The sequence below is a fragment of the Megasphaera sp. SW808 genome, from assembly GCF_012027795.1.
In the GTDB taxonomy this organism is placed as follows: Bacteria; Bacillota; Negativicutes; order Veillonellales; family Megasphaeraceae; genus Megasphaera; species Megasphaera stantonii.
The window spans coordinates 16779-41024 of the sequence record NZ_SJOT01000003.1 but is presented as its reverse complement, the minus strand read 5'-3'; the positions used below and the strand labels follow the sequence as shown (position 1 = coordinate 41024).

General features: G+C 50.8%; 24 protein-coding genes and 1 tRNA gene. 16 read left to right on the top strand and 9 right to left on the bottom strand.

Going from position 1 to position 24246, the window contains the following annotated elements; genetic code table 11:
• Positions 1-894, top strand: coding sequence for a hypothetical protein (locus tag E0L13_RS01790; protein WP_168059875.1), 894 nt, complete (start codon positions 1-3; stop codon positions 892-894).
• Between the two features lie 156 nt (positions 895-1050).
• Here E0L13_RS01790 and E0L13_RS01785 read toward each other — a convergent pair whose 3' ends face one another.
• The 5 genes from E0L13_RS01785 to E0L13_RS01765 all read right to left on the bottom strand — a co-directional run bounded on the left by E0L13_RS01785 (position 1051) and on the right by E0L13_RS01765 (position 5935).
• Positions 1051-2292, bottom strand: coding sequence for an aminopeptidase (locus E0L13_RS01785; RefSeq protein WP_346766154.1), 1242 nt, complete (start codon positions 2290-2292; stop codon positions 1051-1053).
• A 3-nt stretch (positions 2293-2295) separates the two neighbouring features.
• A complete protein-coding gene (locus E0L13_RS01780) occupies positions 2296-3633 on the bottom strand; it encodes an MATE family efflux transporter (RefSeq protein WP_168059871.1) in 1338 nt (445 codons plus the stop codon).
• A 64-nt stretch (positions 3634-3697) separates the two neighbouring features.
• Entirely contained in the window at positions 3698-3964 is a 267-nt protein-coding gene (gene rpsT, locus E0L13_RS01775; RefSeq protein ID WP_087477028.1) for a 30S ribosomal protein S20, read from the bottom strand.
• Positions 3965-4049: 85 nt separating this feature from the next.
• Positions 4050-5015: a class II fructose-1,6-bisphosphate aldolase gene (gene fba / locus E0L13_RS01770; protein ID WP_087477027.1), complete on the bottom strand. Its 966-nt coding sequence runs from the start codon at positions 5013-5015 to the stop codon at positions 4050-4052.
• 26 nt (positions 5016-5041) lie between these two features.
• Positions 5042-5935 (bottom strand): RluA family pseudouridine synthase, encoded by an 894-nt coding sequence (locus E0L13_RS01765; protein WP_168059869.1) that lies wholly within the window; start codon positions 5933-5935, stop codon positions 5042-5044.
• Positions 5936-6212: 277 nt separating this feature from the next.
• Between E0L13_RS01765 and dnaG the strand changes: the two genes are divergently transcribed.
• The 8 genes from dnaG to bioA all read left to right on the top strand — a co-directional run bounded on the left by dnaG (position 6213) and on the right by bioA (position 15312).
• Complete coding sequence (dnaG, locus tag E0L13_RS01760) at positions 6213-8006, top strand: DNA primase (protein WP_168059867.1); 1794 nt, start codon at positions 6213-6215, stop codon at positions 8004-8006.
• Positions 8007-8146: 140 nt separating this feature from the next.
• A complete protein-coding gene (gene rpoD / locus E0L13_RS01755; RefSeq protein WP_198643488.1) occupies positions 8147-9295 on the top strand; it encodes an RNA polymerase sigma factor RpoD in 1149 nt (382 codons plus the stop codon).
• 66 nt (positions 9296-9361) lie between these two features.
• Positions 9362-9436 (top strand) — tRNA-Ile (locus E0L13_RS01750).
• Positions 9437-10022: 586 nt separating this feature from the next.
• Complete coding sequence (gene hchA / locus E0L13_RS01745) at positions 10023-10886, top strand: glyoxalase III HchA (protein WP_168059865.1); 864 nt, start codon at positions 10023-10025, stop codon at positions 10884-10886.
• A 983-nt stretch (positions 10887-11869) separates the two neighbouring features.
• Positions 11870-12427 carry a biotin transporter BioY gene (locus E0L13_RS01740; protein WP_168059863.1) on the top strand — a complete coding sequence of 186 codons (558 nt, stop codon included), beginning with the start codon at positions 11870-11872 and terminating at the stop codon, positions 12425-12427.
• Between the two features lie 17 nt (positions 12428-12444).
• Positions 12445-13413 carry a biotin synthase BioB gene (gene bioB, locus E0L13_RS01735; protein ID WP_206081460.1) on the top strand — a complete coding sequence of 323 codons (969 nt, stop codon included), beginning with the start codon at positions 12445-12447 and terminating at the stop codon, positions 13411-13413.
• Positions 13406-14110 (top strand): dethiobiotin synthase, encoded by a 705-nt coding sequence (bioD, locus tag E0L13_RS01730; protein WP_168059859.1) that lies wholly within the window; start codon positions 13406-13408, stop codon positions 14108-14110. Before bioB ends, bioD begins: the two co-directional genes overlap by 8 nt.
• Positions 14107-15312, top strand: coding sequence for an adenosylmethionine--8-amino-7-oxononanoate transaminase (gene bioA, locus E0L13_RS01725; RefSeq protein WP_168059857.1), 1206 nt, complete (start codon positions 14107-14109; stop codon positions 15310-15312). The genes bioD and bioA overlap by 4 nt, the downstream gene beginning before the upstream one ends.
• Positions 15313-15546: 234 nt before the next feature.
• Here bioA and E0L13_RS01720 read toward each other — a convergent pair whose 3' ends face one another.
• A complete protein-coding gene (locus E0L13_RS01720; RefSeq protein WP_168059855.1) occupies positions 15547-15999 on the bottom strand; it encodes a desulfoferrodoxin family protein in 453 nt (150 codons plus the stop codon).
• A 556-nt stretch (positions 16000-16555) separates the two neighbouring features.
• On the opposite strand from E0L13_RS01720, the gene E0L13_RS01715 reads away from it, so the two are divergent.
• The 3 genes from E0L13_RS01715 (at position 16556) to E0L13_RS01705 (ending at position 18932) form a co-directional block, all read left to right on the top strand.
• Positions 16556-17440, top strand: coding sequence for a Fic family protein (locus E0L13_RS01715; RefSeq protein ID WP_168059853.1), 885 nt, complete (start codon positions 16556-16558; stop codon positions 17438-17440).
• Between the two features lie 395 nt (positions 17441-17835).
• A complete protein-coding gene (locus E0L13_RS01710; RefSeq protein ID WP_240924629.1) occupies positions 17836-18504 on the top strand; it encodes an NAD(P)H-binding protein in 669 nt (222 codons plus the stop codon).
• Between the two features lie 56 nt (positions 18505-18560).
• Positions 18561-18932 carry a hypothetical protein gene (locus tag E0L13_RS01705; protein ID WP_168059851.1) on the top strand — a complete coding sequence of 124 codons (372 nt, stop codon included), beginning with the start codon at positions 18561-18563 and terminating at the stop codon, positions 18930-18932.
• A gap of 69 nt (positions 18933-19001) precedes the next feature.
• Here the strand turns inward: E0L13_RS01705 and E0L13_RS01700 are convergent, their stop codons facing one another.
• Positions 19002-19601 (bottom strand): DUF805 domain-containing protein, encoded by a 600-nt coding sequence (locus E0L13_RS01700; RefSeq protein WP_095628674.1) that lies wholly within the window; start codon positions 19599-19601, stop codon positions 19002-19004.
• Between the two features lie 424 nt (positions 19602-20025).
• Between E0L13_RS01700 and E0L13_RS01695 the strand changes: the two genes are divergently transcribed.
• A complete protein-coding gene (locus E0L13_RS01695) occupies positions 20026-20649 on the top strand; it encodes an outer membrane beta-barrel protein (RefSeq protein WP_168059849.1) in 624 nt (207 codons plus the stop codon).
• Positions 20650-20702: 53 nt separating this feature from the next.
• Here the strand turns inward: E0L13_RS01695 and E0L13_RS01690 are convergent, their stop codons facing one another.
• Together E0L13_RS01690 and E0L13_RS01685 are read right to left on the bottom strand one after the other, a co-directional pair.
• The gene (locus E0L13_RS01690) at positions 20703-21149 is read right to left on the bottom strand and encodes a hypothetical protein (protein WP_168059847.1); all 447 of its coding nucleotides are present in this window, start codon (positions 21147-21149) and stop codon (positions 20703-20705) included.
• 32 nt (positions 21150-21181) lie between these two features.
• The gene (locus E0L13_RS01685; protein WP_168059845.1) at positions 21182-21556 is read right to left on the bottom strand and encodes a hypothetical protein; all 375 of its coding nucleotides are present in this window, start codon (positions 21554-21556) and stop codon (positions 21182-21184) included.
• A gap of 185 nt (positions 21557-21741) precedes the next feature.
• On the opposite strand from E0L13_RS01685, the gene E0L13_RS01680 reads away from it, so the two are divergent.
• From E0L13_RS01680 to thiE, 3 genes are read left to right on the top strand one after another with little or no spacing between them, the layout of a single operon-like run.
• A complete protein-coding gene (locus tag E0L13_RS01680) occupies positions 21742-22440 on the top strand; it encodes a class I SAM-dependent methyltransferase (protein ID WP_168059843.1) in 699 nt (232 codons plus the stop codon).
• On the top strand, positions 22416-23537 hold the full coding sequence (locus E0L13_RS01675; RefSeq protein ID WP_168059841.1) for a Nif3-like dinuclear metal center hexameric protein: 1122 nt from the start codon (positions 22416-22418) through the stop codon (positions 23535-23537). Before E0L13_RS01680 ends, E0L13_RS01675 begins: the two co-directional genes overlap by 25 nt.
• A 15-nt stretch (positions 23538-23552) precedes the next feature.
• Positions 23553-24200 (top strand): thiamine phosphate synthase, encoded by a 648-nt coding sequence (gene thiE / locus E0L13_RS01670; RefSeq protein WP_168059832.1) that lies wholly within the window; start codon positions 23553-23555, stop codon positions 24198-24200.
• Positions 24201-24246: the final 46 nt, after the last annotated feature.

The window sequence follows — 24246 nt, the reverse complement described above, 5'->3', positions numbered from 1 at the left end:
ATGAACAAGACGATGCACGCAGGCTTTTTAGTGCTGTATTTTATTGCCCTCGTCCTGTCCGGCACGTCGCCGCTGTTTGCGGCAGGTGCCGCTCTGGTGTTCTTTTTAGTCACGTCCTTTCAGGTGCTGAAAATGATCGTCGTCCTGGCCGTGATTATCGGCGGGCTGTGCGTCCTCTTTCCTTTTTTGGCTCCCGTGGCCTTTATACTGGCCGTCGTATTTTTTGTGATGCGCATACGGTTTATCATCCGAAATATATACGCCATTTTGGCCGGGGCTTACGTGTACGGCCTTCTCGCCGCCTTTGGCGCGTCCCATATAGGTCTTCTCGGCTATGCGGCGTATGCCTTGGCTGCGGCGGCAGTCCTCGTGCTGCATGTCATATTAAAATGGCTGTATCGAATGGGCTATACGACGAAGCAGGCCTTCGGCATTATGGGCTTGGTGCCGCTGCTGGTCGTCGCCTTTGTCTTGCCCTTCTTAAAAATTCCCGTTGTTCACGGCGACGTAGTCGTAAGTCCCGACGTATATCCTGACGCTGCGCCGTCCCCCGACGTCGTCCACAGCGGCGTCGCAGTCCGTCCTGCTGTATATCCGGGAACTGCGGCCTCTCCTGACGTCGTTCACGATGGCATCATCGTACGGCCTCCTATATATCCTGATACCGTTCACAGCGGCATTACCGTGCATCCCGGCGTATATCCCAGCGCCGGAGTGTCCTATGACGCCGTTCATGGGGCTCACGTCAACCATTCCTCTTATATAAATCCCTATGCCGACGAGCCTACGGTGACGGTCCGGCCGTATATTAAAGGTGACGGAACGGTTGTAGAAGGCCATGTCAGGACGGCTCCCGATGAAGTGGAATCGAATAATCTTTCCTACAGAGGGTAAGAACATACCGGGAATTTCCCATAGCTCCCTTGCGAGGACGGCACGGTCGTCTGCCGTAAGGGAGCGTTTTTGCATTGGAATATACAAATCCCCTCGTTACCGATAGGGACAGGTAACGAGGGGATTTACGCTGATGCAGGCAGGCGGCGTGGGCCCTTATTCTGCCCAGTCGCCGTGCAGAAAGACAGGTACTTTGCTGCCGTCGGCTTTGATGCCCGTAATGGACAGATCCGGCGAGCCGACCATGAAATCGACGTGAATCATGGAATCATTCAGTCCGGCCTGTTCCGTTTCTTCCTTCGTCATTTCCGCTCCGCCGGCAAGGCAGGTCGGATAGGACGCGCCGAGAGCTAGGTGGCACGATGCATTTTCGTCGAATAGGGTTTCGTAGAAGAGGATATTCGACAGGGAAATGGGCGAATGGTAGGGAATGAGGGCAACTTCTCCGAGACGGCTTGCTCCTTCATCAATGGCGACGAGCTTCTGCAGGACGTCGTCGCCTGTTTCGGCATGGGCTTCGACGACCTTTCCGTCTTTGAATACGAGGTGGAACGTGTCGATGACGTTGCCGTTGTAGACGAGAGGCTTCGTGCTGTATACGACGCCGTCTACGCCGTCAGCGCGGGGAGCGGTGTAGATTTCTTCCGTCGGGATATTGGCGTTGAAGGAAATGCCGCTGGCAGATGTTTCCGCGCCTCCCTGCCAGATATGGTTTTCCGGAAGGCGGATCGTCAGGTCCGTGCCGAGGGAGTTCGTGTAGTGCAGGGCGGTGAAATGCTGCTCCGTCATCCACTGACGACGGGCTGCTAAGTTGGCGAGATGAGCGTCCCAATCTGCCAGGGGATCAGCCCCGTCGGCGCGGGACGACTGGAGAATCTGGTTCCACAATGCGTCGCAGGCTGCGTCGTCTTCTAAGCCGGGATATAGTATGGACGCCCAAACCTTGCTGGGAACGGCGGCGACGAGCCACGTCGTCTTGGAGGCCATCATGCCGTCGATATATTCTTTTAAGGCTTCATTCTGCGCTTTCTGCCAGGCAAAGATCTTCTTCGTGTCGATGCCGCTCATGAGGTAGGGATTGGCTGAAATGAGGCTCAAAAAAGCGGCGTTTTGGCGGTAATAGGATAAGCTGAATTCGCGCCGCCAGTCGGGGAACGTTTCAAATTGTTCCTGCGATTCGTATTCATAGCGCAGACGGGTCGTGTCGTCGCAGCGCCAGTTGCATACGACCTGCGACGCGCCGCAGGTATAGGCTTCCTTGGTTAAAATCGTCACGAAGGCGCTCGATTCGACAGGGGCGTTGATGACAAGAATCTGGCCTTTCTGCAGGTTCAGGCCTTTTGTCAGCAAGATATTGGCATAGACGGCCAGTTGTTCATTTGTTGGCAAGAGAATCACTCCTTACTGTTGAAATGCTGTATGACGCCATAAGCGGTAATTTAAGGCGCTGGAATTGATGATAAGGCTGATGACGAAGCACAGCCAGTAGCCGTACGGCCCGTACGGCGTCAGATGAGCGCAGGCATAGCCCAGGGGAATACTGATGAGCCAGTAGGTGACGAAGGCGATGTACGTAATGACCTTGACATCCTTGTAGCCGCGCAAAATTCCCTGGACAGGCGTGCCGGCCGCGTCGAGAAAGACGAAGGCCATGGCGTATACGAGAAAATTGCGGATGGCTGCGAAGGTCTCCGCATCGTGGGTAAACAGGCTGCTGATCGGGTCCAGGAAGAGGTACGTCGCCGTAATGGTCACCGTTGCCACGGCAAAGGCCGTCATCTGGCAGAGGAGGGCGTATTGGCGGGCGCCGACGAAATTCTTAGCGCCTACTTCGTAGCCGATGACGATAGTCGCCGTCAGGCTGACGCTCCAGGGGATCGTATAGGTCAGCGTGGCGTAGCTGATAGCCGCCTGATTGGCCGCCAGATACAACGTTCCAAACTCGGCCATGAGAAGGCCGACGATGCTGAACAGGCTCGTTTCGCAGAAGACGGCGATAAAGATGGGGACGCCCAGCTGCAGCTGGTGATAGCAGTGGGCCCAGCTGATGGGACGGGGCCTGGTCCAGATGCGATACGTGCGAAAGGGCTCTTTCCATTGCAGCACGGCAGCGAAGATGAAAAACGCTATCCACGAAGCGATTGTCAGGGCATACCCCGTGCCGATGCCGCCCATAGGGGCAAGGCCCAGGCCGCCGAAGATGAGCAGGCGGAATAAGAGCACTGTAATGACCATATGAAATACGATAATTGCCATAGAAATATGAGTCATGCCGTGGGCATCGACGACATAGCGCATCGTCGCCATGAGAAACATGGGCAGAATGCCCAGAGCCAAGGCAAACAGGTACTCGCCGGCAATATAACGGACGGCCGGTTCCAGTCCCATAAAGTCGAGAAAGGGCGGCAGGACGAGGCTGCCGAGCGCGATAGCGACGACGGTAAAAAAGACAGCAATGTACAAGCTTTGAGCAATATACATGGGAATGCGGCTGTCCTTGCGGGCTCCGCGAAGCTGCGAAATGATAGGCGACACGCCGAAAAATAAGCCGCAGACGCCGGCGAAAATAGGCACCCAGATATTGACGGCGACGGCGACGCCGGCCAGGTCAACCGTACCGGCCTGGCCGCTGAATATGCTGCTGAATACGCTGGTGCCGATTTGCGCTACCTGTGTGAACAGGAGAGGGAAAAATAAAATAAGAAAATGTCTAAACTGTGAAATCTGGGGGAACTGCATAAGGCCTCCTTGAGAATAGAAAAACAAGGCCCGTCGTATTCGGCGGGCCTTGTCAGCATTTACATTATTTTCCCATTGCGTTGACTTTAGCAGCCAGGCGGGACTTTTTGCGAGCTGCGTTGTTTTTATGGAGAACGCCTTTCTGAGCGGCGCTATCGATTACACTGCTTGCTTTATCAAAGGCTTTCTTTACAGCGTCGGCATCACCAGCGGCAATTGCTTCAGTCGTGCGGCGGATAGCCGTATGAACGGAAGATTTTACTCTGGAGTTAGCTGCGTGACGAGCTGCGTCCTTTTCCATGGATTTGATGTTGGATTTAATTTGCGGCAATTGATTCACCTCCCTAAATTACAAGAACACTAGAAAGTATTCTATCATATAGAGCGTTAAAAATCAATATATTTTTGTAATTTAGTTAGATTTTGCCTTCCGAACCGAGAACGCATTTGATCTTGTGCGCTACGATGTCATGGACGAACTGGCGGCCGTCTGTGAGGTACTGGCGCGGGTCGAAATGATCCGGATGCTGTGCCATGTGCTGACGGATGCCGGCGGTCAGGCCCAGGCGGAGGTCGGAGTCGATGTTGATCTTGCAGACTGCCATGGAAGCGGCTTTGCGGAGCTGATCTTCCGGAATGCCGATAGCGTCGGCCAGATTGCCGCCGTTGGAGTTGATGATCTTAACGTATTCGGGAACGACGGACGAAGCACCGTGCAGTACGATGGGGAAGCCGGGCAGGCGTTTGGAAACTTCTTCGAGGATGTCGAAGCGCAGTGTCGGCGGAACGAGGACGCCCTGTTCGTTGCGCGTGCATTGTTCCGGTTTGAATTTATACGCGCCATGGCTTGTGCCGATAGCGATAGCCAGGGAATCGACGCCGGTGCGGGTTACGAATTCTTCTACTTCTTCCGGACGAGTATACGAAGCTTCATGAGCGGCGACTTTTACGTCGTCTTCAATACCAGCGAGCTGGCCTAATTCGCCTTCTACGACGACGCCGTGTGCATGGGCGTATTCAACGACTTTTTTCGTCAGGGCGATGTTGTCTTCAAACGAGTGCTTGGAGCCGTCGATCATAACCGATGTGAAGCCGCCGTCGATGCAGTCTTTGCACGTTTCGAAGTCTGCGCCGTGGTCGAGGTGAAGGGCGATGGGCAGGTCGTTCGTTTCCAGAGCCGCTTCGACGAGATGTTTCAAATATGCCGGTTTAGCATATTTTCTGGCGCCGGCCGAAGCCTGAAGAATAATAGGGGATTTCAGTTCGGCAGCTGCTTCCGTAACGCCCTGGACGATTTCCATGTTGTTGATGTTGAACGCTCCGATGGCGTAGTGTCCTTCATAGGCTTTCTTAAACATTTCTGTGGTTCCGACTAATGGCATTTGGCATACCTCCTAAAAAAATAAAATTAATGAAGCCTTGCGTATATATAATTCCAGCCGGCCTGGCTGACAAGGCGCGCCATATCAGCAGGGAGGGGGGAATTGACAGAAATAAGCTGTCCCGTCATGGGATGGACAAACTGCATGGCGTAAGCGTGCAGTGCCTGCCGTGTCATGAAAGTTCGCGAGCCGCCGTACAGGTCGTCTCCGACAAGAGGGTACCCGAGATAGGCGCTGTGTACGCGGATCTGATGAGTCCGGCCCGTGTGCAGGCAGACGCTGACCAGGCTGTAGGCGTCGCCGGCGGCCAGACAGGTGAAATCCGTATGGGCCGGTTTTCCGCCGGCCATGACCTGACGGGTAATGATGCTGTCCGGGCAGCGGCCGATAGGGCTGCGGACGGTGACGAAGGGGCTGGGAAAACGGCCTTCGGTCAACGCCATGTACAGCCGTTTGTAGGATGTTTCTTTTTTATCGAATTGGGACTGCACCTGCGGTTCTTTGGCAATCATGCACAAGCCCGACGTATTCTTGTCCAGGCGGTGCATCGGGTGGTATGAGCAGCGCTGACGGCTTTTTTCGTAGTAGTACGCTACGGCGTTGGCCAGCGTGCCCTGCCGCACGGCTGCCGTCGGGTGCATGAGCAGGCCTGCGGGCTTGTCGACGACGAGGAGGTAGTCGTCCTCGTAGGCGATAGACAAAGGGATGGGCTCAGGCGAAAACGAATTGACCTGAGGCAGGTCGACGCAGACGACATCGCCCTCATAGACAAACTGCGTTGTCGAAGCGGGACTGCCATTGACCGTGCAGACGCCGTTGCGTTTGATGCGGCGGCGCAGCGTCGACGATACGCCGAAATGGCGGAGCGCTCCGAGAAGGCTCGTGGGCCTGGAGAGCGGGCCTACTGTAAAATGAATCATTATACCATCCTTTATTGCAAATCTAAGATTATTCATCTATATTATACAAAATGGTAAAAAATAAATCTATACATTTCTAGGCTCCTCTGTCAATTTGCGAATAAAATTAAATGGAAAAGAACGTTGACCGATGGGCAGGGAATGTATTATGATAGGAGCGTTGCGGATTTTTTGCAGGTCTGCTGTTTTTTTCGCGGTTTGGAAATAAAAGAAGGATTTTGGCCGGGTTATAGAGAATATATTATCGTCGGAATAATTAAAGGTACAGGTGATTGGCGTGAGGAGATTTTCCAGTGAATTCATTGAACAGGTGCGGCAAGCCAATGACATCGTCGGCGTCATATCGGGGTACGTGTCCCTGAAGCGCCAGGGACGGAATTTCTGGGCCTGCTGCCCCTTTCACAGCGAAAAAACAGCGTCTTTCAGCGTCGCCGCTGATAAAGGTTTTTTTTATTGTTTCGGCTGTCATGCCTCAGGCGACGTATTTAAATTTATCATGATGCAGGAGCACGTTTCCTTTTCCGACGCCGTGACGATGCTGGCCGAGCGGGCCCATATCCCCCTGCCGGAAATCCAGAAGTCGGCTGAGGAAATCGAACGGGAACGGCTGGCAGGCCGCCTGTATCAAATCAATGAAATGGCCGGGAATTTTTTTCATAATTGTCTGACGAAAACTCATTACGGAGAGCCGGGCCTGGCTTACTTTCACAAGCGCCGCGTATCCGACGGGACGATTCGAGAATTTAAGCTCGGTTTCGCTCCGGACAACTGGAATAAGCTGACCGACGCCTTTATGAAAAAGGGCGTGTCGGGAAAGGAATTGGTTCTATTGGGGCTGGCGAAAGAAAAGAACGGCCGTTTTTACGACGCCTTCCGCAACCGGGTTATCTTTCCCATACGGGACGGCCGCAGCCGTATTGTCGGATTCGGCGGCCGCGTGCTGGACGACAGCCGGCCGAAATACCTGAATTCTCCCGAAACGCCTATATTTAATAAACGCCGCTTATTATTTGCCATGGATCTGGCTCACAAAGCCATTTATGAAGAAGGAAGGGCGGTCCTCGTCGAAGGCTACATGGATGTCGTAGCAGCTCACGACAAGGGCATACGCAACGTCGTAGCCTCTCTGGGCACGTCGTTTACGCCGGAGCAGGCCCGTTTGCTGCAGCGGCAGGCCGACGAGCTGGTACTGTCCTACGACATGGACGGCGCCGGCCGGCAGGCGACGCTGCGGGCGATGGAAATCGTCCGCGGCATGGGCATGCGGATACGCGTCGTGTCGCTGCCCCAGGGAAAGGATCCCGACGAATATATTAATTCAGCCGGGCCGGAAAAATTTAAAGAAGCCGTATCCAACGCTCCCAACGCCTTGGACTACATGCTCCAGACGGCGCTGCGCCAATACGACGGCACGACGCTGGAAGGAAAATCTTCCATTACGGCCATGGTTCTTCCCGTCGTGGCGACCGTAGACAACCGGGTCGTGTTAGACGGCTTTTTAAAGAAAATGGCCAGACAAATACAAATTGATGAAACAGCTGTCCGCAGCGAATTTAATAAATACGTGGCTAAGCATCCGGAATTAGGCCAGCAGCAAGTCGTCATATCGCCGACAGTGTTTCATGAAAACGCGGCGGCCCGTGGACAAGGCTCCATGGCTGTGGCGGAAGAAAATATTCTGCGCTTCTTGTTGGAAAAACCGTCGGCATGCGAACGCATCCGGCAAAAAATTGATATCGCCTTTTTTATGGATGAACGCCGGCGCCGCATATATCAAACCATTTTAGACGTCTACGCCTCGCAGGGGGCCTATGCCAAAGCGGATATTCAGCAGCGCCTGACGCCGGAAGAGGCGGAAGAAGTCGCGCGGATTATGATCTTGCAGGACGTCCCTATGGACGAAGCCGTGCTGATGGATTACGTCAGGCGGTTCCGCTTAGCCGAGCTGCAGAAGCAGTATATCGAGCACAGCCAAAAAGCGACTGCGTACAGCCGCAATAACGACCAGCGGGTTATAGAAGAATTAGCAGCATGCAAGCGAATAAACGAAGAAATAAAGAAATGGTCTTAGGAGAAAGGAGCTTGTACGTCATGGTAAAAACGACAGATGCAGTTGAAAATACAATAGAAAAGAAAGCCGGCGCAAAGAAAAGTACAGCGAAAAAGGCGCCGAAACGCAAAACGAGCAAGAAAAAAGAACCGGCAAAGCAGATGAGCGAGCAAGAACGCCGTGAAATCGTCCTGCAGCATATTAAGCAGCTTCTCCAAACAGGCCAGAAAAAAGGCTGTCTTACGTATACGGAAATCATGAACGTCATGGAAGAAGACGACCTGTCGCCGGAACAAATCGACAAGATGTACGAGCTGTTTGCCGATAAGGGCATTGATATTATCGGCGAAGACGATTCCCTGAACGACAACGACGACCTCAACGTCGACGACGACGGCGAGCCCGTTCCCGATCTGCACAATGTCGATTTAAGCGTTCCTGAAGGCATCAATATCGACGATCCTGTCCGCATGTATCTGAAGGAAATCGGCCGGGTGCCGCTCCTGTCGGCAACGGAAGAAATCGCTTTGGCTCAGGCTATCGAGCGAGGCAATTCGCCTGACGCGACGGAAGAAGAATTAAAAGCCGGAGCCATGGCCAAGAAAAAACTGACCGACGCCAACCTGCGCCTCGTCGTCAGCATCGCCAAGCGGTACGTAGGACGAGGCATGCTGTTCCTCGACCTCATTCAGGAGGGCAATCTGGGTCTCTTGAAAGCTGTCGACAAATTCGATTACAGCAAGGGCTATAAATTCAGTACCTATGCGACATGGTGGATTCGCCAGGCCATTACCCGGGCCATTGCCGACCAAGCCCGGACGATACGCATTCCCGTCCACATGGTCGAAACGATTAATAAGCTCATCCGCATTTCCCGTCAGCTCCTGCAGGATAAAGGCAGAGAGCCGCTGCCGGAAGAAATTGCCGAAAAGATGGATATTCCTGTAGAACGCGTCCGGGAAATCATGAAGATTGCCCAGGAACCGGTATCGCTGGAAACGCCTATCGGTGAAGAAGAAGATTCTCATTTGGGAGACTTTATCGAAGATTCTGAAGCGATTGCTCCGGACGATGCCGCGTCTTTCATCCTGCTGAAAGAACAGATTGAAGACGTGTTCTCCTGCCTGACGGACAGAGAACGCAAGGTCCTGTACCTGCGCTTCGGCTTGAAGGACGGCCGCCCCAGAACGCTGGAAGAAGTAGGCCAGCATTTCAACGTCACGCGCGAACGAATTCGCCAGATTGAAGGCAAGGCTCTCAGCAAGCTGCGCAATTGGGGCAAGCGGGAAAAGATTAAGGATTTTCTTTAATCCTTAACTTGACGAGTCTATTTTCTTATCGTATAATTACTTGGTAAGGTTTTTACCTTACCTTTAGGGCCTATAGCTCAGCGGTAGAGCCCCCGGCTCATAACCGGTTGGTCCCTGGTTCAAATCCAGGTGGGCCCACCAACTGAATAGTAGATGCTAGACAGAAGAGTCTTCATCTGAAGATAAAACACGGTGGCAGCAAGTGCAGACAACTTGCTGCCGCCGTGTTTTGCGTAACTATGATAAATGTATGGTTGAAGTTGCCGATGCGCTATCTACATGCCTCAAATAAGGATAATAAGACTTTGCAGGATTTGGAAGACTATGAAGGCGGCAAGACGCTGAACGACCTTTGTTAAAGCGACATGTACCGATAAAATATAAAATGTTCAGTAAACGCGATTTTTTATACATCTGTTGTCGTAGGATATTGGCGGAAGAATATTTGTCAAATACGTGAATTAAGTGGTTTGAGTATATGTCCGGGAAGCCTGCCAACTGAATAGTTGATGCAGCAGAGGCCCTTATGATCTGAATGTATACTATTGGAAGGCAGACCTGAATAGGCTGTTGTGAAAGCAGAATGCATATTGACGAGGGAATTAGTGTTTGTTAATATAGTGGATATAATGATTCAAGAATAGCAATGCCTTTATGGAGTTTTGCAGCATTTGTGATTTAGGAGACATCTATTGAATGGATGTTATACATCAAAGGAGGATTGACAATGACTACTTTAAGTAAAGAACCGGTTCGGGACCGGGCGGAGCATAACGCATTTTTTCCTTCACCATATTCTTTAAGTGTATATACAAGTCCTGTTACGGATTTCCAGGGGTTTGCCATTGATTCCCCCTATACAGGCGGCCAGTATAAAGTGCTGATGATTGCATCTGATGAACGATATGTACAGATGAAAAACGGAGCCTATTTCTCTACAGGGAATCATCCTGTAGAAACGCTGCTTCCTATGCTGCACATGCATCACGCCGGATTTGAAATAGACGTGGCGACCTTGTCGGGCAATCCTGTAAAACTGGAAATGTGGGCTATGCCGGAAAAGGATGAGCCTGTCATGAGTCTATATCAGGAATATTTGTCTAAATTTGAGCATCCCCTGAGGCTGAGCGATATACTGCAGGAGGTTACGGCGGAGGGCTCGCCCTATGTCGGCGTTTTTATTCCCGGAGGCCACGGGGCGCTGGTGAATTTGCCGGAGAGCCGTGATGTAAAGGCCGTGCTGCAATGGGCTATGAAAGCAGAGAAAAACATAATTACTTTATGCCACGGACCGGCGGCTCTGCTGGCAGCAGCGGTCGACGAAGACAAATTTTTGTTTTCCGGCTATGAAATGGCCGTATTTCCCGATTGCCTGGATGAAGGGGCAAATCAGGACATTGGCTATATGCCTGGGCGATTGAAATGGCTGTTGGCTGAAAGATTGGCAAAGCTGGGCGTGAAGATCGTCAATGAAGACATTACCGGCCGGATTCATAAAGACCGAAATGTACTTACTGGCGACAGTCCGTTGGCAGCGAATGCATTAGGCATCCTGGCAGCTAAGGAATTGCTGGAAGCCATCAGAGAATAGCATGATGTAGTTGTAATAGGCCGAAACGTTGGATTACAATGCTGCAAGCCGGATTGGCTGCTAGTATATGTGATAAATAATGAACAGCCGATTGCAACGGCCTTTCAGACAGGATCGTATTCCGATTTATTGTAACCATAGCACAAAAGGAGCGCTCATGATGTGGGCGCTCTTTTTGGTATTTTCTTTTTGCTCAGCGCAAGTATATGTTAACAAAAATGAGGGGCAGGTCGGCCTACGGATAGTCTAAAAAAGGCTGGAGTATTTTGAATATAATAGGCAGGAACGACAAGGGAAATTGGCATATAGCAAGACATCCTAAAGACATTTTTGATGTACTTACGGTACATATGAAAGTGAGATGGTGGCAGCAAAATAGCAAGTATATTGTCAACTATATATTTAATATATAGTTGACAATATAAAGGAGAAAATGCTATAGTTATATCGATTGAGGAGGTGGTGACGGGACAACAAAAAATATTTGAGCTTTTTGAGGCGAATAGGGACGTTTTTTGTGAAGATATTGCTCTAAAATTTTCTGTATCTCGCCTCACTGTTTGGAAAATTACTGAAGCAGTGCCGGGACGTTCTAAATATTTGCGCACTGTGATTCAGAAGATGGAAATTTGTGCGCTTGGATGTCGTGGAATCCAGCCATGTTCTTGTGCGGGATCAAGCAAATATAGGTAAGTCCGATAGCTATATCGCGTCATGACTGGGGAAGGTTAACTATAAAGACACTGGAATAGATATGGCTTTTTTAGCGGCTTGAACACTATAAACAGTCTATGTGGAATCATACTGAAACCGCTGTCTTGTCATCGGCAAACGAGTCAAGCTGATGTTTTCTCCAAAATTCAAAAATGCCTTTGCCCTTAATATAGACGATACGTGCCGCTTGTTAGAGAGATACTCTTGGCGGTACGGAAGATTGCTGTTTATTCGGTGAAATTAACCTTTGTTTGTGGATAGGAGGCTATATGAAAAAGAGCAAAACACAAAATATAATAATGTGCGGTCTCTTTGTTACGCTCATTGTTATAGGCGCATGTATCAAAATTCCTGTTCCTGTTGTGCCCTTTACATTGCAGCTTTTATTTACAATGACGGCAGGCCTGTTGCTTGGAGGAAAACTTGGCGCTGTCTCTGTAGGAGTGTATATTCTGATGGGACTTCTCGGACTTCCTATATTTGCGGAAGGCGGCGGTTTGGTGTATGTACTGAAGCCGACCTTCGGATATATTGTCGGTTTTGCCGCTGCGTCCTATGTGACTGGCGTTATTGCCAATCAGGTTCCGAATCCGAACTATAAACGCTTGCTTGCGGCAAACTTTGTTGGTCTTGCAATCGTTTATGTGTTTGGAATGATGTATTATTATTTGTTGAGCAATTTTTACCTTGGAAATCCTATTGGTTTATGGCCGTTGTTCCTGTATGGCTTTATTTTGGCTGTACCGGGAGATATTTTGTTATGCGTTCTTGGGGCATTTCTTGGAAAAAGAATGATTCCGATCATGAGGAACAATAGAAAGCAATAGAATATGAGGATATGAAAATGAATGTAAATGAATTAGCAAACAACGTCTTACAGGGGAAACAAATCACAAAGGAAGAAGCCTTGTTTTTATACGAGCAGCCTCTTTTGAAACTATGCGGGAGTGCTGATAAGATCCGCCGACACTTTTGTGCCAATCAATTTGATATTTGCACGATTATCAATGCCAAAAACGGAAACTGTTCTGAAAACTGCAGGTTTTGCGCCCAGTCGGCTCATCACCGCACCGGTGTGGTTGCCTATCCGCTGCTTTCCAAAGAAGAAATTGTAGCGCAGGCAAGGAGTAATCATGAACAAGGCGTTCTTCGTTACTCCATCGTAACATCAGGAAAAGGCTTGTCTGATCCGGAGGTAGATGCAATGTGCGAAGCGATTCGGGAAATCAGAGAAAAGGTCGGGATTTCTGTTTGCGTTTCCTTCGGCCTGCTAAATGAACAGCAGTTCCGCAAGCTGAAAGAGGCCGGTGCCACAAGAGTACATAATAATCTGGAAACTTCCCGCAGGAATTTTCCCAACATCTGTACCACCCATGGGTTCGATGACAAGATACAGGCGATCCGGGCCGCGCAGGCTGCAGGGCTCTCTGTTTGCAGCGGCGGCATCATGGGACTTGGCGAAACGGTCGAAGATCGGATTGATATGGCCTTTAGCCTGCAGGAGCTGGGCGTTCTCAGTGTGCCGGTGAACCTGCTGAACCCGATTCCCGGCACGCCGTTTGAATGCAATGAGAGATTGACGGAAGACGACATGCGCAGGATCGTCGCTGTCTACCGCTTTATCCTCCCGAGGGCTGCTATCCGCCTTGCAGGCGGGCGGGGCCTGCTGCCGGATAAGGGAAAAAGCTGCTTCATTTCAGGGGCGAACGCGGCGATTTCGGGAGAGATGCTGACGACTGCAGGAATCACAACGAAAACGGATATGCTGCTATTAAAGGAACTGGGATATGAGGTGAAGCGCTGCAATGAGTAAAAGCCTGTTTATTACTGGAACCGGAACGGACGTCGGCAAGACCTATGTGACGGGGCTGATTGTCAAAAAGCTTCGGGAGGGCGGAGCCTCTGCTGCCTACTACAAAGCTGCTATGAGCGGCAACGATCGGCGTGCAGACGGCACGTTGATCCCCGGCGACGCCTTGCAGGTGAAACGGATGTCCGGAATCGAACAGCCCCTTGAAGAGATGTGCCCATACATTTATGAGACAGCGGTCTCTCCTCATCTGGCGGCAAAGCTTGAGGGAAAGCCCCTGGAAATGGAATGCGTGCTGAAGCATTTTGATTATGTGTGCGGCAAGTATGAGCATATTACGGCAGAAGGTTCGGGAGGAATCCTCTGCCCGCTCCGCTTTGACGAGCAACAGATCCAGCAGGAGGATTTCATCAAGGCCCGCAGCCTGTCTTGCCTGATGATTGCTGACGCAGGGCTTGGCACCATTAACGCAGTCGGATTGACGGCTGAATATATGAAGGCTCATAAAATACCCGTGAGGGGTATTATATTCAATCGTTACGATCCGGGCAATCCATTGCACGAGGATAACCGGCTGATGTGCGAAGCCATGACGGGCTTACATATAATTGCCTGTGTTAAAGACGGCGATACGGATTTGGATATGCCCTTTGAGCTGCTGGAAGGATTTTATGAAGAGAACGGAGGCGGCAGGAAATGATCTGGTATCCATATGAGCAGATGAAAACAATGAGGGCTCCCTATAAAATTGTCAATGCAGAAGGAGTCTATCTGTATACCGAGGATCAGAAGCTGATTGATTCAGTGTCTTCCTGGTGGAGTGTAATCCATGGCTATAAACACCCGGAAATTAATCAGGCGATTGAAATGCAGCTGAAGAAATTTGCCCACGTAATGCTGGGTGGTTTGACCCACGAGCCTGCGGAAAAACTTTCCCAAAAACTCCAGAGTTGGCTGCCCGGCGATTTAGATTACTGCTTTTTCTCTGATTCCGGCAGTGTCGCAGTAGAGGTGGCCCTTAAAATGGCGCTGCAATATTATGTGAATCATAAAGAAACTCACCGTACCATGGTATTAGCGCTGGAACACGCTTACCATGGCGATACGTTCAAAGCCATGGAAGCAGGCGATGATGAGGACTATCACTTTGTGTTGAAAGCATACGGGAAAAGCAAGGATGTCGTACATATTCCTACTGAGATCGACGCCCTCGAACATGCTTTTGCAAAATACCATGATCGCCTGAATTGCTTTATCGTTGAGCCTTTGCTGCAGGGCGCAGGCGGAATGAAAATGTACGATATCTCCTTCCTGAAACGCGCGCGCGAGCTTTGTGATCAATATGACGTGCTCCTTGTTTTCGACGAAGTTGCCACAGGATTCGGACGGACGGGAAACCGCTTTGCTGCAGATTTGGTCCTGCCGGATATCCTTGTCCTTGGCAAGGCTTTGACCGGCGGATATATCGGCCATGCCGTTACAGTGGCAAACCGAAAGGTATATGAAGGCTTTTATGATGATGCCCCTTTTCATGCCCTGATGCATGGCCCCACTTTTATGGGCAACGCCCTGGCCTGCAGTGCGGCATTGAAGTCTATCGAACTGTTTGAGGAGCAGGATTACATGTCGAAAATCCATAGGATTGAAGCGATAACCCGCCGTGAGATGGAGGGTTTCTCCGACCGGCGCATCAAGGAAGTCCGGATAATGGGCGGCTGTGTATGCATCGAAGTATATGATTCAGATACCATCAAGGGGTACCAGCAATTTGCCTATAAACGGGGTGTGTTCAGCCGTCCGTTTTTAAAATACCTCTATGCGATGGTTCCTTATGTGATCGAAGAAGGTGAATTGATCAAGGTTTTACAGACGATGAAGGAATGGTTTTCTAAAAAGTACTGATAGTAAAGACTGTATCCAACGGTTCCTTTGTCTGCTTTTTCCGTTGAAGAGACTATTACGATAGCCGCGGCAGGGAAGCCGCGGCAATATGAAGGCCATTTTGATTGAAACGTTAATCAGGGTACAGCCGAAAATGGGGCTATACATACGGAATAAAATCCGTTATGCATAGCCCCATTTCTTATTCACGTAGCGTTATAAGAGAGGAGATGGTGTGAATGTTTGGTTGTCTTATCAGAGTTCATGGATACGGCAGCCGCCAAATTCAGGAGAGCAGGCCGCGCCATCGATGGAGCCGGCGTCGCCGTTGCAGAAGCTTTCTTTCCAGAGGCCGTGCAGGTTGCAGTACGCGTAGATTTCGCCGCTGTCGCCGGTTTCAAAATAAGCCTGCGGTGCTTCTCCGGGTTTCAGGTAATGGAAATGGACTCCCTTTTCATCGACGAGAGCGATCCATTCGATATAGTGCTTTTCTTCCATGGGATGGGTGACCGAACCGACCGTTACATCCAGGTGTCCATCGATTTTCTGGAAAGCCGGTACGTGTTTTTCATGAGCTGCATCGACAGAGCCAGCCACGAGATGAGTCAGCTCCTGCCCATTATATATGACTTTTTCCGGAGCCTGCCCTCCGCTTAGAACTAATACGTTGCCATCTGTGTCATTGCGATAAAATTCAACGTGTTTCATATGCGTATCCTCCTTTGGCGGGATGCCTGCCTTAAACGATTATATATGCATCAAGATAATAGAATTTATTTACTAGTAAATAATAATTTTTGATTACGATTTAAGTATATACTAAAACGGTCAACCTGTCAATGAATAATAACGATTATTTATTGAAATATTATTTTAGCTAATCATACGCTGAGTTTGGACATATAATAAAGAAACATCAGGAAAAGAGCAGTACTACTGAATAAACGCGCCATAGCAGGACTGTCAGCAAGAGCTGCCCTTGAAGGGAGGTTCTAAGAGATCGCAAAGGCTTTTATTATTTGACAAAAAATATCTATTAGTATACAGTATAGAATATAATGAATTTGCCCGATGCCATGATAGATATGAGATCCCTTGGAGTATTGGGAGCTTAATGCAGATAAAAATAGTCCCACTTATCTTTTGGCCAAAGGAACGGCAAGTAAAATGCATGATGATGAATCTTTGACGATGCAATCTGCAATGCATTTTTAGGTACTGGCTGATAGCATATGTGTTATATAGGGAAGGGGGAAAATGAACGATGAAATATATGTCCGCTAAAGAGGCAGCTGCTGTATGGAATCTTTCTGAACGCTCTATCCAGGAGTATTGCATGCAAGGGCGTATTGGCGGCGCTGTTTTGCACGGAAATACTTGGAATATTCCTGCTGCGTCACAGAAACCCGTCAGGAACAGTAAAGAAACGGCGTCTTCTCCTTTGCTGGGAATACTCCGTCGGGAGAAGGAAAGCCAGTTTATGGGCGGTATTTATCACAGGCTGCAAATTGACATGACCTATCACTCAAACCGTATAGCAGAGAACCGTTTAACACATGAGCAAACCCAATACCTGTTTGAAACTAAGCAGATATATATTGCAGACCGCGCTGTACGGGTCGATGATATTGTTGAAGCTGTGAACCATTTTAATTGCATTGACCTGGTTATCGAACAAGCGTCGTCCGGAGTGTCTGAACAGTTTATCAAGGAATTGCATCGCGCGCTTAAAATAGGAACGACAGATGCGTATAAAGACTGGTTTTTCGTAGGAAACTATAAGTCCTTTTCCAATACGGGCAGCCCCCTTCCATCCTCCTCTCCGGAATATGTGAGTCAGAAGATGAAGGAGCTGCTGGATACATACAGGACGGCTTCACCTAAGCGGTTAGAGGATATACTCGAATTTTACATGCGCTTTGAAGCAATTAAACCATTCCAGAGCGGGAATGGGAGGGTAGGGCGCCTGCTGATGTTAAGTGAATGCCTGAGGAATGGCATTGTTCCCTTTATTCTTTTCAAAGATATGAAACCGAGCTATCATCACGGGCTTAGTATTTGGCATCAGGAACGGTCCGTGCTGCGGGATATATGCCTGGAGGCGCAGCATCATTTTCAATCAATTATGGAGCATTTTTCGATTGTATGAGAAGGTCAACGTGTCGTGAAACCTGTTCGAAATCGTTCCCGAACACGTGAGCTTTCTGTGCATCCCGATGAAATGGGAGGCAGAAAATCCGGCATCTGCATGTAATCCGGCTTTGATATATATAATTTTTGAATGATACCCATAAAATGATTGATGACCTGGCAGTTTTTGACTTATAATCTGTATAAAATGAGGTGCTGCACAGCTGTTTTAATGAACCGGCTTGAGTATTTGACGCATCTTGCTCGGCATAAGGATATAGCTTTAGTAAAACGTATTGCGGCTATCATGGCGTTGACGGGAGTCAGCGGATTCATATGAGTTTAGAAGCGTTAGGGTATTGCCATCTTACGAAGTAGGCTGCGTTTAGGGAGTTACATAGAGGGTAAATTAACATGGTATATATGGAAAATCATCTGAAAAAAGCCATCGTCGTCGGGGCGACGGGGGCAGTTGGCCGGGATCTGGTCGATGTGCTGCTGAAAGATGAGCGGTATAGCTCTGTAGTGACTTTTACACGGAGAGACATCGGTATTCAGCATGAGAAATTGACGTCTTATGTCGTCGACTTTGCCCATCCGGAGCAGTGGCGGGAATTCATGCACGGCGATGTTCTGTTTTCCGCATTGGGAACGTCGCGGAAGCAAGCCGGCTCTAAGGAAGGGCAGTACCGCGTCGACTATGAATATCAGCTGACAGCGGCCCGGACCGCTAAAGAACAGGGCGTGCGTCAGCTGGTACTCGTGTCGTCCGTCGGCGCCGACTGCAATTCCAAGTTCTTTTATCTGCGGTTAAAGGGAGAAATAGAAAGAGATGCAGAAGCGCTGGGATTTGACGGACTTACCATTATTCAGCCGCCGTCCTTGATACGCAAAAAGGCAAAGAGATTGGGCGAAACCTTATCGGTCAAGGTGCTGCAAGCGGCAAATGCCTTCGGGCTGCTTCGAGGCCTTGCGCCGATGGAAACCCGCGTCGTAGCGGAATGTATGGCCCATGTCGGGGCAGATTCTTTTCAAGGCCTTCGCCGCATAACGGGACAGGGCATCCGTTGCCCTATCCTTTGAAGGCAGTTTGAAACCAGACGACATAGATAAAGGAAATACGAACGGGAGGGATGACGATGCCTGTTTACATTACAAACCGAATGTATTTGCCTCAGGACGGCGTGGAACGGGTGCTGGCGTATGTCGGCGGGACGGAGCCGCTTGATTTCAATACGGTTCAGCCTATGCCCCGGGATTTGACGGGCCAGGAGGCGCGGGATTGGTGCTCGGCTTTTTGGGGGACGGAGGAAAATGCCGTTCATGCCGAGCTGATGGGAAATATCCTGACCTTTCGGACTGCCGATACGCCGCCGCTGGCTTGGCTGAAAGAGGTATCGGCCCAGTTTCCGCAATATGAATTTACGTTAGACTGGTTTTACGACGATTTGCCGGAGTGGTATCAGTGCGTCGTGCGCGGCGGCAAGGTGCAGTATATCAACGGCGTGTAAAAAAATATACGAGAAATACAAAAGCGCAGGCTGATAGATGCTCAGCTTGCGCTTGTTTTCTGTCGTGTATTACAGTTTTTCTTTGGGCTGTTCCGTCGAGGTATCGTCGGGCTGATCCTTTTGCGAAGGGTCCATCGTATAGGCCGGCTCCTGCGATTTTGCCTTTCGCAGGGCTTTTTCTTCTTCCGTTTCGTTCTTCAGTCGTTCTTCTTCCAGCCGTCGTTGTACGGCAGGAGGAACGTACTCTGCTTGGCCTTCCCAGGGCTCTGCCGGGTTGGGGCCATAGAGATTTTTCCCCGGCGTTCCCTTGGCAATGAATAAATAAGCGTACAGGAACAAGGAAAAGACGCCGGCAAAGGCGCAGCAGACGTTGATGAGTACGTACTGCCAGGATTTGTTCAGGTCATGCCAGCGGCGGACGGCGATGGAAAGGGAAATGATCGTCGTCGGAATGGCCAGGATTACGGCGACGATAAGGCAGATGCCGCCGGTCATCGTCCCAAGGGTAGCGCTGGCCGTGTGCAGCAAATAGGAAATGGCGCCGGCCAGTACCCAGGTGAGGATTGTCAGGTAAATATAATGGCGCCGGCTGAGGCGGCCGTGAAAGGTAAACAACTTCGTTTTTAAGGATTGCTCTTCCCAGGGCATATATTCGGGTGTTGTCGACATAGTATCAAGCTCCTATTCCAATCATTCTTTATAACGCTATAGTATATATTACCACATCGGGCCTCATATGAAAATCAAGAGGGCGAGGAAAGATTTTACTTTTTCTTATTCCGGCAGTTGTGACGGAACCGGTACGGTTTTGTTACAGTTTTGTTTCCAGATGGTGCCGCATGTGTTGCACCTGCATTATATAGATGAAATTATAGTATATTAATACATGGAAGAAATATAGAATGCAATGAAAAGCAACAGTGTTTGCGCAAAAATAAAGGGATATTTTATGGCAGCATCACGCTGTAACAAGATTGAAATAATGCATAGTTATTCATTCTGGAAAACGTGACAAGCGCGCCGAATACTGCTATACTGTAGTCAATCCCAAGGGGGAGAGATAAAAAAGACAATAGCAGGAAGGATGATTTATATGAAGAAAAAATTATTTGCAGTGCTCTCAGCGTTGACAGTTTGTGTATCCGGCGCTGCGTTCGCAGCTCCGCAGACTACCTTCCAGGAAGGAGCTGTACAGGTAGATGTAGGCGCATGGAATCCGAAAGTTGAATCTGGCGGCAGTTCCGACTCGAACTGGAACTTCCAGGGCGGCGTTACGTACGGCTTGACTGACGACGTGGCTATCCAGTACCAGTACGCAGGATTAAAGACCGATGTCAACGGACATGACATTACGACGGGCAATCAGCAGGAGGTCAACCTCTTGTATTCCCTCAACGACAACGTAGCGGCCTATGCCGGCTACAACCGCATTGAAAACGAATGGGAACACGGCAGCAGCACGACGAACAACGTCATGCAGGTCGGCCTCATCGGCAAGGCTCCGCTGGCAGATAACCTCGACGTCTACGGCAAGGTCGGTGTAGGCACAAAGAACACGACGACATGGGAAGCCGGCCTTTCTTACGGCGTCACGCCGGATCTGGACATCAATGCCGGCTATCGGTATATCGATACGGAAGGCCGTCATGGCAATGACCCCAGCGTCACCTATAAGGGCTTTGTGACAGGTATTTCCTATCGCTTCGGCGGCTTCTGATAACATCATGGGTATATGAAAAGAACCTGCTCTCGCATGAGGGCAGGTTTTTTCTATGGCCTGGGGCCGAGATTGACGAGGCGGTATCTCGTAATGTCCTTTTCCAGGCGGACGTAGGTGTATTTATTTAAAATCCAGTCGTCTTCCCATGGTTCGCCGTTGTCCGATTTCCAGTAATCGTCCTTCGTTTGGACGGAATAGGTGACGCGGAACCGCTTTTCCTCCGGGTCTTCGGGATTTTCTTCGGGAATGACGAAGATGTTTTTATAATCGAAAATCTTCCCTTCTACGAGGAGCCGCTTGCTCTTGTGAAAGGCCAATTCCTGCTCGACGATGCGGTAGACGATAGTAGAGTCGTTAAGGCCGCCGGCTTCGATCAGATTCAGCGTATCAGGATACAGCTGGCGGGGCGGTGTCGTTTCATAATGCACGACGCCGCAGATACAGACGATAACCAATATGACAATGCTTTTGCAGGTAATGGTAAAGGGGAGTTTCATGAGCTTCTCCTTTATAATTATGATAGGTAAGATTACAGCCCCGTTCCGACAGCGGCGAGGCGGTACGTGCTGCTGTCTTTGACCAGTCGATATATCATCGATTTGTTGCGAATCCAATGGTCTTCGCCGATACGGCCGTTCCCGGCAGTCCAGGCAGGGGATTGCCAATAGTTTTTAACGGAGTAGACGACGCTGTATAAGGGCTCCTTGGGCTTTGTCGCGTCTGTCGCGGGGATAATGCGGACGATTTCGTAAGCGAATATGCGGTCGGGATACAGCAGGCCCATGCGTGTATAATACGTCAGTTGCTGCTCCATGATGCGGCGGACGATGTCTTCGTCAGATACGGAAGCATCGGTCACGACGAGCGTATCCGGATACGGATAGGGGATAGGCGTCAGCAGCACATAAAAAAGAAGTATTCCTATACACAGGCGCAGGATGCCGTTCCATGTTCCAGATCATGATCAGCTCATCTTTTTTATCATAGGGCGTACGTGAAGGAACCTATTGCTATTCTGTGCTATAATTTATGCTATAATAAATACAGTATATTGTAAAGACTTAAATGGATACTAAAGGAAGTGTTGCTATGAAACTGAGCGGACGGCTTGCCGCCGCGGCGTCTTTGATTCCAAAGCATACGGTCATTGCCGACATCGGCACTGACCATGGATATATTCCCGTTTACATGTGTCAGGAAGGGCTTTGTCCCAAGGCCATTGCCGCCGATATCGTGCCGGGGCCGCTGCAGGCTGCGGCTGTCCATGTCCGGCAGTCGGGGCTGGCCGACCGCATCGACTGCCGCCTGGGCGACGGCCTGACGTGCATCCGGCCCGGCGAGGCGGACGGAGCGGTCATCTGCGGTATGGGCGGCCCGCTGATGGTCCGTATACTGCAGGCGTCGCCCAGCGTGTGGCAGGAAATGGATTTTCTTGTCCTGCAGCCCCAGAGCGACAGCGGCGCGGTCCGGCAGTACCTGTACGAATCGGGCTGGCATATAGAAGACGAAGAGATGCTCGTCGAAGACGGGCGGCTGTACGAGCTGATGCGGGCCGTGCCGGGCAGGGAAGCAGTACCCGAACCCTGGCTCTGTGAGATAGGCCCGGTCAACTGGCAGCGGAAGCATCCCCTGCTGGTACGAAAGATAACGTCGCTCATCGACAAAAACGAACACATTCGCATCGGATTGACAAAGAGCCGCAGCGATATGTCGGCGCGGATTCAGGCGCTGGATGAGGAAATCAGGCATTGGAGGGAAATCATATGGCAGTTACAGTCGGAGAGGTAGTAAAGGTATTGACGGAATGGGCTCCGGTCTCGCTGAAGGAGTCCTGGGATAATCCGGGGCTGCTCGTAGGCAGTCCCGACGAACCGGTGCAGAAGATCATGGTCACGCTGGACGTCATGAGGGACAGCGTCGACTATGCCGTATCGCACGGCGTCAATCTCATAGTCAGCCACCATCCCATTATTTTCAGCGGCATTAAGGCCCTGCGCAGCGATACGTACGACGGAGAAATGTATCAGAAGCTGCTGGCCCATCATATTTCCGTGTACAGCGCCCATACCAACCTGGACAGCGCCGACGGCGGAGTGAACGACGTGCTGGCCCGGCGGCTGGGACTGCGGGAGGTCACGGGCCTCGTGCCGGGAGTGAAGGAGCCGTTGTACAAGGTGGCCGTCTATGTACCTGAAAGCCACAGCGAAGCCGTCCGGCAGGCTATGGCGGCAGCCGGCGCGGGATATACGGGAAATTACAGCGACTGCTCCTTTACGGTGAAGGGCGACGGGCGGTTTAAGCCCCGCGCCGGCGCTAACCCCTTTATCGGCTCCGTCGGCACGGTGGAAACGGTACGGGAAGAACGGATCGAGACGATCGTACCGCAGCCGAAGCTGCCGGCATTGTTGTCGGCGGTCTTACAAGTCCATCCCTATGAGGAACCGGCGTACGACGTATATCCCCTGGCTAATGAAGGCCATCAGTATGCCATGGGACGAGTCGGGCTCTGGCCGACGCCGGAACCGGCAGGCATCGTCCTGCAGAAGATAAAACGGGTGCTGAAGCGCGACGTCCTGCCCTTTGCCGGCGACGCCGATACGATGGTTACCAAGGTGGCCCTCCTCGGCGGCGCCGGAGCCGGATTTATGAAACTGGCCAAGGAAGCGGGCGCGCAGCTCTATCTGACCGGCGATATCCGCTACCACGACGCCCAGGAAGCGGTGAAGCTGGGCATCGTCGCTGCCGACGGCGGCCATTTCGGTACGGAATACCCCGTCGTCAGCGATTTGCAGGAACGGCTGCGGGCAGCCGGACGGGAAAGAAAATGGGCTGTCGAATGTATCAGCGACCCGACGAGCCGCGATATGTTCCACTATATAAAGTAAACGAGGCGATAGGACATGACAAAAGAAGAACATATACGACAACTGATGAGCGACCCCATCTATGCGATTATGGGCAACGCTGAGTTATCCCTGGGACGGAGCAATATCGACGCGGCGCGGCAGCTCATAGAGGCCGGCGTTACGATTATCCAGTACCGGGAAAAGCATAAGACGTGGCGGGAAAAATACGCCGAAGCGACGGCCATTGCTGCATTGTGCCATGACCATAAGGTGACGTTCATCATGAACGACTCCGTCGATCTGGCGATTGCCTGCGGCGCCGACGGCATTCACGTCGGCCAGGACGACGCGCCGGCGACGGTCGTGCGTCAGCTGGCCGGCCCCGACGTGGTGATCGGCGTGTCGACGAATCGAATTGACGAAATGAAGCAGGCCCTGGCCGACGGGGCCGACTACGTCGGCTTTGGCCCCATGTTCCCGACGGCGTCGAAAAAGGACGCCCATGAAGTCGTGTCGGACGAAGCGAAGCGCTTTGCCCTGCATTTTTCCCTTCCTGTCGTAACCATCGGCGGCATCAGCCTGGAGAATATCGGCTCATTATATAAGGAAGGCTTCCGTTCCTTTGCCATGATATCGGCCATTGTCGGAAAAGAAGACATGACGGCAGCCGTGCAGGAGCTGCGCAATGCGTTGAAGGCGTAACTACCTGATAATACTAAGATAAAGACTTCCCATACAGCCCGTTCCT